The organism is Mycobacterium sp. MAC_080597_8934 (assembly GCF_000523975.1).
GTDB classification, from domain to species: Bacteria; Actinomycetota; Actinomycetes; order Mycobacteriales; family Mycobacteriaceae; genus Mycobacterium; species Mycobacterium avium.
Window position 1 is genome coordinate 331,231 of the sequence record NZ_JAOS01000004.1, and the last position, 13,076, is coordinate 344,306.

Genomic DNA, 13,076 nt, shown 5'->3' on the forward strand with positions numbered 1-13,076 from the left:
TCGGTGGGGCGGCGCCGGAGTGGCGCCGTCGCTGCGCCCAGTACAAGCCCGGCCGGCGGCTACCGATCCCAATCACGTCCGGGACGCACTACCCTGCACGGCAGGGGGCTGTCGGAAGGGTTCGCCGGTGAACGTGTCGCGAGTTGCCCTGGTCCCCATCGGCGTCCTGGCCTGGGCGCTGATCCTGCCGGCGGGATCCGCGGCGGCCGATCCGCCAGCCACCCAGGTGATCACCGTCGTGGCGGTCGGGCCGGACGGCCAAGCCATCAACGGCTATCGGGTGGCGTCCGGGCCCGACAGCGTCGGGCACGCATCCGAGTGTTCGCAACCGTCACCGTCGGCGGTCGACGACAACGTCTACTACTGTTCGCCGAGCGCCGCCGGCGCCGGCACCTGCTGGCCGTCCACGCCGGGATCCCTTCTGTGCGTAGACAATCCGTGGGACAGGCAGATGCACCGGGTGACGTTCGACGGGCAGCTGGCACCCGTGCGCGCGGCCGCCGACCCGGACCCGTTCGCGCTGACCCTCGACGACGGCACCCGCTGCCTGCTGCGCAACGGCGGCGCGTGGGGCGGGCGGGCCGACGGGTACGTCGGCGTCTACGGATGCGGCGGCGCCGGTTCGGATCTGGCCGTGCTGTGGCAGCCCAGCCAGGGCCGCGGCTCCTGCATCGACCGCTCGGCACCGGCGTGGACCGTCAAGGTCGGCCGGCTCGGGGCGCCGGACGCAGTGCTGCCGCCGCCGGCGACCCGGACGGTGACCGCCGCCTGGCTGGCCGGCGGCAGGGCCGGTCAGTAGCGCCGCCGCCGTACTGCTATAACGCACGTATGTCAGGCCCAGGGCACACCATCACCCATGTTTCCGACACGGCGCGCTGGACAGCGTTGCACCGGGCCACCGAATCGGCGCGGCCCGACGCGGTTTTCCGTGACCCGCTGGCCGAACGTCTCGCCGGTGACCACGGCCGCGCGATCGTCGACCACGTGCCGCGCACGACGCGCAACGGGTGGTGGCTTGTCGCGCGGACCAAGATCATCGACGACGCCATCGCCGAGGCCATCGCCCAGGGCTGCGACCGGGTGCTGAACCTGGCCGCCGGGCTGGACACCCGGCCGTATCGGTTGAACCTGCCGCCCGACCTCACCTGGGTGGAGGCGGACCTGCCGGCGTTGCTCGCCGAGAAGACGCAGGTTCTCGCCGACGAGGTGCCGCGCTGCCGGTTGACCCGAACCGCCGTTGACCTGGCCGACGCGGCGGCCCGGGACGCGTTTTTGAACGAGGCGCTGGACGGTGCGACCAAGGCGCTGGTGCTCACCGAGGGCCTGTTGATGTATCTGGACGACAGTGACGTGTCCGCGCTGTCGGCGGCGCTGCAGCGGCCCGAGGTCCGCTGGTGGATGCTCGACTTCGCCGGACCCGGCCTGAAGAAGATGATGAACAAGAAGATGGCGGGCATGCTGGCCAACGCGCCGTTCAAGTTCGCCCCGGACAACGGGTTGGCCTATTTCGAAAACCTGGGTTGGCGAACGGTCCAGGTGGAGGCGCTGTATTCGGCGGCCCGCCGGCTGCGGCGCTTGCCGCTGGTGATGCGCCCGCTCGGCTGGCTGCCGCAGCCGGATCCGCGCCGTCCGGGTCGCCGGGCGTGGAGCGCGGCCGCGCTGCTGACGCACTGACGGCGCCGGCGGGCGTTGCTACCAGACGCGGATCCAGTCGATGAGCATGTCCGCGGGATAGCTGCCCGGGCCGGGGTCGCCGCCGCCGGACCCGGCCACCGCCAGGTTGAACACCGGAAAAACCGTGTAGCCCGGGCCGTTGAACGGCCAATCCGGCAGCGAACTGGCGGGCACGTCGAAGTACGGTTGCGCGCCGTCGACGTAGTCCTTCCAGAACCGGATGCCGGCCTCGTCCCACTGGCATCGCCAGGTGTGCCAGGCGCTGTCCACCGCGATGTTGTGGGTCTTCCACTCGCCGCCGTTGGCTTTGGCATGCACGGTGGTGGCCGAGGGCCAGTTGCCGTTGCCGTACCACTCCATGACGTCGATTTCGCCCTGGTCGTCATTACCCAGCCAGTAAGCCGGCCAGGCGCCGGCGGTCAGGCAGTCCAGTTTGATCCGGGCCTCCCAGGTGTGGCCGACGCCGCCGCGCCACAGACTCTGCACCTTGCCGCTGTAGTAGGTGGGGCCGTCCTTGGCGGCGCGCAGCACCAGGTTGGACTTGCCGTCGAGGAAGACGTTGCGGCGGTCGTCGCGGTACTGCCCGATGTTCTCCGGGCGTTCCCAGTAGGTCGGATCCTTGATCGTCTCGCGGGCTTTGGCCACCGCCCATTTGGACGCGTCCGGCGCCGAGCCGGCCGGACCGTCGAACTCATCCTGGAAGAGGTAGGTCCCGGATTGGCCGCTGGGCGCCGCGGGCGGCGGGGCCGGGCTGGCCCCGGCTCTCGGGTTCGGCAGCGCCGCTGCGAGCACGCCGATTCCGGTGGTCACAATCATGCGGCGGCGATCGATCTCCGGCATAAGCAAGGGACCCTAGCAGCCCGCCGGCGCGGATTCGAAACGGCAAATGTGTCGGTGGTCGTCGCTATCGTTCGGTCCGGCCGGCATGGACGGCGGCGGGCAGTGGCACCGGATTGCGCATATGCGAATTCACGGCCAATTCTCATCCTGGCGGATGGTTTGGTCTCAGGATTCGGCGGGCATTCTGGAATCACGATCCGATAACCACTGTCCCGGCTTTTGCGAGTGGTGCTGAGAGGAGTGACGATCGTGGCGAATACATCAGAAGGCACGGTTATTTTCCTTCAGTCCCATCCGCTATGGGCCGCCGCTCAGCGCCGCGAGCGGGAACGCAGTGAAGCGATGCGTCGCCACCCGTCCTACCGCGCCCGGCAGCGCGCCGCGGCCTCGGGCACCGGCAATCCCGTCGTTCCGATGACCCGCAACTTCAAGCTGTATTCCAGCGGTAACACTCCGGCGTGAATTCGAAGCCCTGAACTGTGGGGGCCCGAATTCGGCTTCGCCGATCTGCCAAGCCTCGCGCGCCCCGGAATTAAGACTTGCCACCGCGATTTGCGCGCGACCCGACACCGAATTCCGCACGTGCCCGGATAACCGCGCCGCGACTGCGGGCGCCGCGGCGATCGGCTCGGCAACGCCGGTGCCGTCGATCAGAGCTTGCCGGCCACGAAGTCGGCGGCCTGGTCGGCCATGCCCGCGTCGATGTAGGCGCCGGCGAGATGCTGCGGCCAGTTCTGCTTCCACGTGTTCGGGTCGGCCGGGTTGCAGATCGGGTCGGCGCCGTGGCACAACTCGATGGTCCGGTCGTTGTAGGTCGGGTTGAAGTTGGTGATCGGACCCACCCACTGGCTTCCGTTCCCGAACAACGCGACGGCGGCGATGTGCTGGTCTACGCCCGGCGGCAGCGGGCTGTCGAATCCGAATGCGCCGACGGGTGCCGCGAGCACCACGTCGGTGACCGCCGCGCCGAGCGAGTAGCCGCCCAGCACCAGCCGGGTGTCCGGGCAGCTGTTGACCATGTCCTGAATGTGGCGGCTCATGTCGTTGGCGCCCTGGGCGACCTCGGTGTCGGCCGGGTACTGCACGGCGTAGACGCCGACGGTCCTGTTCACCCTGGACCGCAATGCGCTGATGAACGCATTGCCCAGCACGCCCGGTCCGGGGGACTCGTTGCGGCCGCGGGCAAACACGACCTGCACCGGGGTGCAGTTCGCGGCGGACGCGGGCGCCGCCGCCCCAGGGGTGCCGGGCGGGAGCAGCAGGGCGGCCGCCATGGCAACGGCCGTCATGGCAACAGCGGCGGTCACGACGGCCGGGCGGACGGCACCGGGATCACGGGTCAACGAGGCGCGCACACCGATGATGTTAAGGCGCGGTCGCTTCGCCCGCCGGACAGCCGGTGCGCCGGCCCGCGGTGATCGCTCAGCACGAACATCGACCACGGTGACGGCGGTGTCGCGCAAGGCGATAGGTTCGGCTGATGAATCACGTCGACGAGCGTTTGTTCGCCCTGGCCGAACAGGTCCAGGGTTTCATGCCCGCCGAGGAGGGACGCGCGCTCTACGACACCGCGCTGCGCTACCTCGACGGCGGCACCGGCGTCGAAATCGGCACGTACTGCGGCAAATCCACGCTGTTCCTCGGCGCCGCGGCCCAACAGACCGGCAGCGTGCTGTACACGGTCGACCACCATCACGGCTCCGAGGAGCACCAGGCCGGCTGGGAATACCACGATGCCTCGTTGGTGGACGAGGTGACCGGCCTGTTCGACACGCTGCCGACGTTTCGTCGCACCCTGGACGCCGCCGGGCTGGACGACCACGTGGTGGCGGTCGTGGGGAAGTCACCGATCGTGGCCCGGGGCTGGCGATCACCGCTGCAGCTGTTGTTCATCGACGGCGGCCACAGCGAGACCGCCGCGAACCAGGACTTCGACGGATGGGCCAAGTGGGTGACGCCCGGCGGTGCGCTGGCCATTCACGACGTCTTCCCCGACCCCAGGGACGGCGGCCGGCCGCCGTATCACATCTATTGCCGGGCAATCGATTCCGGTCAGTTCAGGGAGGTGTCGGCCACCGGGTCGCTGCGCGTGCTGGAGCGGATCGGCGGCCGGGCGGGCGAGCCGGTCGAACAGGACTAAAGCGTCAGCGGCCGCTGGCCACGCATTCACAATCGAAGTCGGTCTGCAGGCCCACCGGCAGCGCGTCGCCGCGGAAGATCCCGGCGCCGGCGGTGGCATCCGACAGGGCGTCCGCCGCCAGGATCATCGCCGCGCCCGTCCACGTGGTGCGCTCCTCGGGCCAGCGTTTTCCGTCCGCGAAAACCAGTCCCGTCCAATATGATCCGTCGCCCTCGCGCAGGTGTTGCATCGCGGCGAACTGGCGATGAGCCTCGGAGCGCCGGCCCAGTGCCTCCAGCGCCATCACCAGCTCGCAGGTTTCGGCGCCGGTCACCCACGGGCGATCGCCCACGCACCGGATGCCCAGGCCGTCGACCACGAAGTCGTCCCAGCGCTGCTTGATCCGGGCGGCCGCCGCCGGACCGCGCACGGCGGTACCGAGAATCGGGTAGTACCAGTCCATCGAGTAGCGGTCCTTCTCGGTGAACGCCTCCGGATGCGCGGTGATCGCGTGGCCCAGCCGGCCCAGCGCCAGCTCCCACTCCGGCTGCGGGTCGTCGACCAGGCCGGCCAGCGCCAGCGCGCACCGGATGCTGTGGAACACGCTGGAGCACCCGGTCAGCAGAGCCTCGGGCAACAGGCCGGCTTCGCTTCGCGCCCAAGCGATCTCGCCGTAGCCGACCTGCATGTCGATGACGAAGTCGATGGCCTTGCGCACCACCGGCCACATCTCGGCGGCAAACGAGTCGTCACCGGTGACCAGCACGTGATGCCACACCCCGGCGGCGATGTAGGCGCAAAAGTTGCTGTCGCTGTTGGCGTCTTCGATGACGCCCGCGCGGAATTGGATGGGCCAGGAGCCGTCGGGCCGCTGGGTCCGACGGCTCCAGTCGAAGGCCGCCCGGGCCGGCTCGAGCAGCCCGGCGGTGGTGAGCGCCATCGCGCACTCCACGTGGTCCCACGGATCGGTGTGGCCGCCGTCGAACCAGGGGATGGCGCCCGACGGTTCCTGCGCGGCCGCGATCGACAGCGCGGTCTGCCGGCATTCCTCGGGTGTGAGCACCCCGGGGACCGCGGGCAGGCTAGACCGATGCAATGGAATATCCCGCGTTCGCTTGGCTTTTCGCGTCCTGCTGTTTGACGAAGTACATCGCCACGCTCTTGCCCACCAGCGGGTTGAGCAGCGACTCCGCCAGCTGGGTGATCTTGGGTCGCCGCATCAGGTCCCAGACCAACAGCTTGTGGTAGGCGGCCACCGCGCGGTGATCGGTGTTGTTTACGCCCACAGCGCATTTCAGCCACCAGAATGGGGAGTGCAGGGCATGGGCGTGATGCGCGTGGGTCAATGTCATTCCCCCGCTGAGGATCTTGGCGCGCAGGTCGCTGGCCCGGTAGATGCGGACGTGGCCGCCTTCGTTGCTGTGGTATTCGTCGGACAGCAGCCAGCAAACCCGCTCCGGCAGCCAGCGGGGCACACTGACCGCCAGCGTGCCGCCGACCTTGAGCACCCTGATCAATTCGGCGATGGCGGCGTCGTCGTGCGGGATGTGCTCGAGGATCTCCGACGCGATGACGCAGTCGAATGTCTGGTCGGCGTAGGGCAGCTTGAGCGCGTCACCGACGACCACCGTGGCCGACGCGCCGGCGGGCGCCTCGCCGCTGTCGGCCATCGCGCGCAGGACGGTGTCGACCGAACGCAATTCGGCCTCGTTCTGGTCGAAGGCGACGACGTCGGCGCCGCGCCGGTAGGCCTCGAACGCGTGCCGGCCCGCGCCGCAGCCCACGTCGATGACCTTGCTCGACGGCCCGATGCCCAGCCGGTCGAAATCGACCGTCAGCATGGCGCCCGGCCCGCTGCGTTGCGCGCGATCGCGCGCTCGTAGACCCGAACGGTCTGCGCCGCCACGGCTTCCCAGCTGAACACGTCGACCGCGCGGGTGCGGCCCGCCCGGCCCAGGCTGCGGCGCTTTTCCGGCGAATCCAGCAGCTCCCCCAGGGCGCGGGTGAGGGCGTCGACGTCGGCGGCGGCACCAGCTCGGCGCAGGCGCCGTCCGTGCCGAGTACTTCCGGCAGTGCGCCGACCCGGCTGGCGACGATCGGGGTGCCGCTGGCCATGGCTTCCACGGCCGGCAGCGAAAACCCTTCGTACAGCGAGGGGATGCAGGCGACCTCCGCGGAGGCGAACAAGGCGGCCAGCTCGACGTCGGACAGCCCGCTGGTGATGTGCACGATGTCGGAGATCCCGAGCTCGGCGATGAGTTTGTGGGTGGGGCCGTTGGGTTCGACCTTGGCCACCAGCCGCAGCTCGAGGTCCCGCACGGTGCGCAGCCGGGCGACCGCGTGCAGCAGGGTGCGGACGCCCTTGAGCGGTGTGTCGGCGCTGGCGATGGCGATGATCCGGCCGGGCTGGCGCGGGCCCGAACCCGGCTTGAACAGCTCGGTGTTCACCCCGAGCGGCACCACGTGCAGTTGCTCGGGGGAGACCCCGAAATCGGAGATGATGTCGGCCGCCGACGACGACGAGACCGTCAACAGGTCGGGGATGTGGCGGGCGACTTCCTGCTGCATGGCCAAAAACCCATACCAGCGGCGCACCAACGGTTTTCGCCACCATCGTGCGGCGGCCAGATCCAGCACCCGATCCCGGGTGATCGGATGGTGCACGGTGGCCACCACAGGAAGTCCCGCGCCGGCGATGCTGAGCAGGCCGGTGCCCAGGCTCTGGTTGTCGTGCACGACGTCGAAATCGGCTGTGCGCCCGGCAAGTAACCGCGCGGCGCGCAGCGTGAACGTCCGCGGTTCGGGGAAGCCCGCCGTCCAGGTGGTCAGCAGTTCCAAAAGGTCGATGGAGTCCCGTATTTCGCTCGGCCGCGGCACCCGGAACGGGTCGGGTTCGCGATACAGGTCGAGGCTGGGCACCTCGGTGAGCCGGACCCGCGGGTCGAGCAGGTCGGGATACGGCTGCCCGGAGAACACCTCGACGTCGTGACCGAGCTCCACCAGGCCGTGGCTGAGATGGCGCACGTAGACGCCCTGTCCGCCGCAATGGGTCTTGCTACGGTAGGACAGCAGGGCAATTCGCATACTCAACTCTTCTTTGCTGGAAAATGACCGCGGAATGGCGCCGAATCCATCGCGGTCAACGGACTCCCGAACTCCGCGACAGCAAACTGGACATGTGTCCAGACTATAGTTCGATCACCTAAGCGAGCGCAACGAGTCCGGAATCCGCCGTCCCGCGCGTAGGCGGCCCCCGGGATGTCCGACACGCAAAGATCATGCCACTGGCTCGTGGGCGTCCTCCGTCCGACCGGTCGGTAGCCCGGCGCGCGGCGCGCCCGGCGGCACACCGGCCGCGCCCGGCTGACCGGCGGCGACGACCCGAAACCGCGACCGCGGGTTTTGCTACCATCGCGCGGTGCGGGATTCGGCCGGACCGGGTGCACGCGGCGATCGACGACCGCCGTCACGGCGCGAGGTCCTCGGCTACGCCGCCGGATGCGCCCTGGCGCCGGTGCTGCTGAGCCTGGGCGCGGTGGCCGGCGCGGGCGGTCCGACCGCCCGCGCCGCCGGGTCGAAGCTGATCGACTTTGCCGAGCGCAGGATCGCGCCCGAGGAGATCAAGGCGGCCGGCTACGACGGCGTGGTGAACTACGTATCGCTGTCGCGGCCGGGCGCCGACTTCGAGGCCAAACCGCTGACCCGGGACTACGCCGACGCGCTGCGCGCCGCGGGCCTGCACATCGTCAGCAACTTCCAGTACGGCAAGCCCGGATGGCCGGACCCGTCGGACTTCACCCGCGGCTACGACGGCGGCGTCGCCGATGCGCACACGGCCACGCAGCTGCACGCCGCGGCCGGCGGCCCGGACTCGGCGCCCATCTTCTTCAGCGTCGACGACGACATCGACGCCGACACGTGGAGCAACGCTGCGGTGCAATGGTTTCGGGGGATCAACTCGGTGCTGGGCGTCGGCCGCACCGGCATCTACGGGCATGCCCGGGCGTGCGGGTGGGCGATCCGTGACGGCGTCGTCGGGCCGTCCAGCACTCCCGGCCACCGGTGGGCGTGGCAGACCCGGTCGTGGTCGCATGGCGAGCGGGAGCCCGCGGCGGTGCTGTACCAGGCCGTGGTCAACAGCCCGGGCAGCCCGGGCCCGCTGCTGGGCGGCATCAACGTGGACGTCGACGACGTCCTCGCCGCCGACTACGGGCAGTGGGACTTCGCGCGGTGACCTAAATGCACGACACCCCGCGAGCCGGTGACTCGCGGGGTGTCGCCCGATGTCACTTCAGGTCGAAGCGGTCGTTGTTCATCACCTTGACCCAGGCCGCGACGAAGTCCTCGACGAACTTGCCCTGATTGTCGTCCTGGGCGTAGACCTCGGCCAGCGCCCGCAGCACCGAGTTCGAGCCGAACACAAGGTCATTCGCGGTTGCGGTCCACTTGAGCGCGCCGGTGGCCCGGTCGTGTCCCTCGTAGACGTTCTCGGCGGTCTCCGACGCCTTCCACTCGGTGCCCATGTCGAGCAGGTTGACGAAGAAGTCGTTGGTCAACGCGCCCGGCCGGTCGGTGAACACGCCGTGCTTGCTGCCGCCGTGGTTGGCGCCGAGGGCGCGCAGCCCACCGACCAGCACCGTCATCTCCGGCCCCGTCAGCCCCAGCAGGTAGGCCCGCTCCAGCAGCAGCTGCTCGAGCGGGGCCTTCTCGCCCGGCCGCGCGAAGTTGCGGAATCCGTCGGCCCGCGGCTCGAGCACCGCGAACGAGTCCACGTCGGTGCTCTCCTGCGAGGCGTCGGTACGCCCGGGCGCGAAGTGCACCGAGATCTCGTAGCCGGCGTCCTTGGCCGCCTTCTCGACCGCGGCCGAGCCGGCCAGCACGATCAGGTCGGCCAGGGAGATCTTCTTACCGCCGGACGCCGACGCGTTGAAGTCCTGCTGGATCTTTTCCAGCACGGGCAGCACCTTGTCCAGCTCCGAGGGCTCGTTGGCCTCCCAGTTGCGCTGCGGCTGCAGGCGCAGCCGTCCGCCGTTCGCGCCACCGCGCTTGTCGGTGTTGCGGTAGCTGCCGGCCGCCGACCACGCGGTCTTGACCAACTGCGGCACCGACAGCCCGGAGGCGAGCACCTTGTCCTTCAGGGCGGCCACGTCGTTGTCGTCGACCAGCGGGTGGTCGACGGGCGGAACCGGGTCCTGCCACAGCTGCGGTTCGGGGACCCACGGCCCCAGGAACCGCGAGACCGGTCCCATGTCGCGGTGCAGCAGCTTGTACCACGCCTTGGCGAAGGCGTCGGCCAACTCCTCGGGGTGGTCGAGCCAGCGCCGGGTGATGTCGCGGTAGATCGGGCTCTCGCGCAACGAGATGTCGGTGACCAGCATCGTGGGCGCGCGGCCCGGCCCGCCGAACGGGTCGGGAATGGTGCCCGCGCCGGCGCCGTCCTTGGCGGTGAACTGCCAGGCCCCGGCGGGGCTCTTGGTCAGCTCCCACTCGTAGCCGTACAGGGTCTCCAGGAAGGTGTTGTCCCACTTGGTCGGGGTGGGCGTCCAGACCACCTCCAGGCCGCTGGTGATGGCGTCCTTGCCCACGCCGGTCCCGTACGAGCTCTTCCAGCCCAGACCCTGCTGTTCGATCGGGGCCGCCTCGGGCTCCGGGCCGACCAGGTCGGCGTCGCCGGCCCCGTGGGTCTTGCCGAAGCTGTGGCCGCCGACGATCAGGGCTGCGGTCTCCTCGTCGTTCATCGCCATCCGGCCGAAGGTCTCACGGATGTCGATGGCCGCGGCGATCGGATCCGGCTTGCCTTCGGGCCCTTCGGGATTCACGTAGATCAGACCCATGGTGGTGGCCCCGTAGGGCTGTGCCAGCTCGCGCTCGCCGGTGCCCGGGTAGCGCTTGTCGGTGCCCAACCATTCGTCCTCTTCACCCCAGAGGATCTCCTCGGGCTCCCAGACGTCCTCGCGGCCGAACGCGAAGCCGAAGGTCTTGAATCCCATCGACTCCAGCGCGCAGTTGCCGGCGAAGATGATCAGGTCCGCCCAGGAGATCTTGTTGCCGTACTTCTTCTTGACCGGCCACAGCAGCCGCCGGGCCTTGTCCAGGCTCACGTTATCCGGCCAGCTGTTGAGCGGGGCGAACCGCTGCATGCCCTGCCCGCCGCCGCCGCGGCCGTCGTGGATGCGGTAGGTGCCCGCGGCATGCCAGCTCATCCGGATGAACAGGCCACCGTAGTGGCCGTAGTCGGCGGGCCACCAGTCCTGCGAGGTGGTCATCACCGAGATCACGTCGGCCTTGAGCGCCTCGACGTCGAGCTTGGCGAATTCCTCGGCGTAGTCGAAGTCTTCGCCCAGCGGATTGGCTTCGGCGACATGGGGGTGCAGCCTGGACACGTCGATCTGGTTGGGCCACCAGTCCCGGTTGGTCAGGGGGGCATTCGACTTCGGGTGCGGCGAAGGGATTGCTGGGTTTTCGCTTTCGCTTTTGCTGGCCGTCCCGGTGTCTGGTTGGGGTGGGCGGCTGGCGGATGTATCAGATGACACAGCATTCCTTTCGAGGGTGGGTGAATCGGGCTGCGATCAAGAACCTGCCGTCGAGCAATCGGCGCACAGGCCCCAGTAGATGACTTCGGCCTCGTCGAGGACGAAGCCGTCGAGAACGTTGTCGTCGTCCGACGGCGTCAGGCAGGGAGCCTCGCCGACCGCGCAGTCGACGTCGGCGATGGTCCCGCAGGACCGGCAGACGACGTGGTGGTGATTGTCGCCGACCCGCGACTCGTAGCGGGCGACCATGCCCAGCGGTTGGATGCGCCGGACCAGGCCCACGGCGGTCAGCGCGTTGAGCACGTCGTACACGGCTTGGCGGGACACGTCGGGCAGGGCCATTCGCACCGCCGAGAAGATCGTCTCGGTGTCGGCGTGCGGGTTGGCGTCCACGACTTCCAGCACGGCAACCCGGGGCCGGGTCACCCGCAGATCGGCCATCCGCAACCTGTCCGCGTAATCGGCCGTCGATGACACCGCACCAGAATGACTCACTTATTTGGAACGAGTCAAGAGTTTATTGTGAAGTGGAGCACAACAGCGGATGTCCAATGAGCTGCGTCACCCGCCTCAGGTGGGTTTGAGCGCGGAGCCCCGACGCCACTGATCCCAGCTCAGCGTCCAATCGCCGTTCTGCGCCAGCGTCAGCGGCGGGCCGCCGCTGTTGCGGACCTCGACCACGTCGCCGGGCACCGAGAAGTCGTAGAACCATTTCGCGTTGTCGGCGTTGAGGTTCAGGCAGCCGTGCGAGGTGTCCTGGTGGCCCTGCGCCCACACCGTCGCGTCGAGCTCGTGCAGATAGATACCGTCCGAGCTGATCTTGGTGGCGTAGTTGATGGTTTCGCGATACCCGAGCCGGGAATTCTTGGGCAACCCGAACGTCGAGGAGTCCATGACGACCGGGTTGCCCTTGTCGAGCACGGTGTAGACGCCCGGCGGGGTCCACAGCGAAATCGACCGACCGCCGATGTTCTCGGTGCCGCCCATCCCCATGGACGTGGGCATGGTGCGCACCAGGACGCCGTTGTCGAACACGCTGACCTGGTGGGTGGCGTCGTCGGCGATCGAGACGTGCGCGTCGCCGATGCGGAATGACACCCGGCTGTCGTCCTGCCCGAACAGGCCGTCGCCCAACGCAATTCCGTAGATCTTCGCCTCGGCGGTGACGGTGGTGCCGGGCGCGTAGTAATGCTCGGGGCGCCAGTGCGCGTTTTGGCCGTCCACCCAGAACCACGAGCCCGTGACCTTCGGATTGGTGGTCACGGTCAGGTGCCGCTCGGCGGCGGCCCGGTCGGCGATCTGCTCGTCGAAGTGCGCGACGATCACCGTCCCGACGCCGTAGCTCGCGCCGTCGCGCAGCGGCGATTCCGACGTGGTGGTGAACGACACCTTGGTCTGGTTCGAGGGCCGCAGCGTGGAGAACGTCGAAACCTGTTTGGTCTCAACACCATCGGTGCCGCGGCTGGTGATCGTCAGCGTGTAGTTGCGGCCGTAGCCCAACGCGACGGTGGGTTTCCACACCAGGTTGTCGGGGGTCATCACGCCCTGCACCGCCGTGCCGCCCTCGTTGACCATTTCGACGCCGGCCAGGGTGCCCGTCTCGGCCTTGACCAGCACCGGCGCGACGGGGTCGACATTCCGCGCGCCGGGGCCCGGGGTGATCCTCACGCGCGCCGGCCCAGTGGTTTTCGGGGCGGCGCCGCCGGGGCAACCGCCGTGCGGGCACGGTGCGGCCGCCGCCAGTTGGATAGCGCCGGCCAGCGCGACGACGACGAACACCGCGGCCAGGAATCGGCGCGGCCGGCGGACGCCGAGGATGCGGCCGACGAGCCGATCGCTGCTCTTGGACGCCATGACGCTGTTCGAATCCCGCTTCCTCATCACCCGCCGACGATGGTGTGCTCGATGTT

At 69.2% G+C, this 13,076-nt stretch carries 12 protein-coding genes and 1 pseudogene; 5 read left to right on the forward strand and 8 right to left on the reverse strand.

Translation table 11 applies throughout. The features are described 5' to 3' along the window. Nucleotides 1-127 precede the first annotated feature (127 nt). On the forward strand, nucleotides 128-799 hold the full coding sequence (locus NF20_RS04325) for a hypothetical protein (RefSeq protein WP_033712077.1): 672 nt from the start codon (nucleotides 128-130) through the stop codon (nucleotides 797-799). A gap of 29 nt (nucleotides 800-828) precedes the next feature. Then, nucleotides 829-1,674 (forward strand): class I SAM-dependent methyltransferase, encoded by an 846-nt coding sequence (locus NF20_RS04330; RefSeq protein ID WP_033712079.1) that lies wholly within the window; start codon nucleotides 829-831, stop codon nucleotides 1,672-1,674. 18 nt (nucleotides 1,675-1,692) lie between these two features. Here the strand turns inward: NF20_RS04330 and NF20_RS04335 are convergent, their stop codons facing one another. Continuing rightward, a complete protein-coding gene (locus tag NF20_RS04335; RefSeq protein WP_011725026.1) occupies nucleotides 1,693-2,514 on the reverse strand; it encodes a family 16 glycosylhydrolase in 822 nt (273 codons plus the stop codon). A gap of 240 nt (nucleotides 2,515-2,754) precedes the next feature. On the opposite strand from NF20_RS04335, the gene NF20_RS27070 reads away from it, so the two are divergent. Then, nucleotides 2,755-2,976: a hypothetical protein gene (locus tag NF20_RS27070; RefSeq protein ID WP_085988254.1), complete on the forward strand. Its 222-nt coding sequence runs from the start codon at nucleotides 2,755-2,757 to the stop codon at nucleotides 2,974-2,976. A 188-nt stretch (nucleotides 2,977-3,164) separates the two neighbouring features. Here NF20_RS27070 and NF20_RS04340 read toward each other — a convergent pair whose 3' ends face one another. Then, a complete protein-coding gene (locus NF20_RS04340; protein ID WP_369798128.1) occupies nucleotides 3,165-3,803 on the reverse strand; it encodes a cutinase family protein in 639 nt (212 codons plus the stop codon). Between the two features lie 191 nt (nucleotides 3,804-3,994). Between NF20_RS04340 and NF20_RS04345 the strand changes: the two genes are divergently transcribed. Then, complete coding sequence (locus NF20_RS04345; protein WP_009976859.1) at nucleotides 3,995-4,654, forward strand: class I SAM-dependent methyltransferase; 660 nt, start codon at nucleotides 3,995-3,997, stop codon at nucleotides 4,652-4,654. A gap of 4 nt (nucleotides 4,655-4,658) precedes the next feature. Here the strand turns inward: NF20_RS04345 and NF20_RS04350 are convergent, their stop codons facing one another. The 3 genes and pseudogenes from NF20_RS04350 to NF20_RS04360 form a co-directional block, all read right to left on the reverse strand. Further along, entirely contained in the window at nucleotides 4,659-5,729 is a 1,071-nt protein-coding gene (locus NF20_RS04350) for a prenyltransferase (protein ID WP_023899785.1), read from the reverse strand. Beyond that, entirely contained in the window at nucleotides 5,716-6,474 is a 759-nt protein-coding gene (locus NF20_RS04355) for a class I SAM-dependent methyltransferase (protein ID WP_023899784.1), read from the reverse strand. Before NF20_RS04355 ends, NF20_RS04350 begins: the two co-directional genes overlap by 14 nt. Then, nucleotides 6,468-7,717 (reverse strand): annotated as a pseudogene (locus NF20_RS04360) (glycosyltransferase family 4 protein). Before NF20_RS04360 ends, NF20_RS04355 begins: the two are co-directional and overlap by 7 nt. A 334-nt stretch (nucleotides 7,718-8,051) precedes the next feature. On the opposite strand from NF20_RS04360, the gene NF20_RS04365 reads away from it, so the two are divergent. Then, entirely contained in the window at nucleotides 8,052-8,867 is an 816-nt protein-coding gene (locus NF20_RS04365; protein WP_033712083.1) for a DUF1906 domain-containing protein, read from the forward strand. A 52-nt stretch (nucleotides 8,868-8,919) separates the two neighbouring features. Here NF20_RS04365 and katG read toward each other — a convergent pair whose 3' ends face one another. The 3 genes from katG to NF20_RS04380 all read right to left on the reverse strand — a co-directional run bounded on the left by katG (nucleotide 8,920) and on the right by NF20_RS04380 (nucleotide 13,020). Further along, complete coding sequence (gene katG, locus NF20_RS04370; protein ID WP_023899782.1) at nucleotides 8,920-11,166, reverse strand: catalase/peroxidase HPI; 2,247 nt, start codon at nucleotides 11,164-11,166, stop codon at nucleotides 8,920-8,922. Between the two features lie 36 nt (nucleotides 11,167-11,202). After that, nucleotides 11,203-11,643 carry a Fur family transcriptional regulator gene (locus NF20_RS04375; RefSeq protein WP_023861604.1) on the reverse strand — a complete coding sequence of 147 codons (441 nt, stop codon included), beginning with the start codon at nucleotides 11,641-11,643 and terminating at the stop codon, nucleotides 11,203-11,205. Between the two features lie 93 nt (nucleotides 11,644-11,736). Then, nucleotides 11,737-13,020 (reverse strand): L,D-transpeptidase, encoded by a 1,284-nt coding sequence (locus NF20_RS04380; protein ID WP_033712085.1) that lies wholly within the window; start codon nucleotides 13,018-13,020, stop codon nucleotides 11,737-11,739. Between the last annotated feature and the right edge of the window lie 56 nt (nucleotides 13,021-13,076).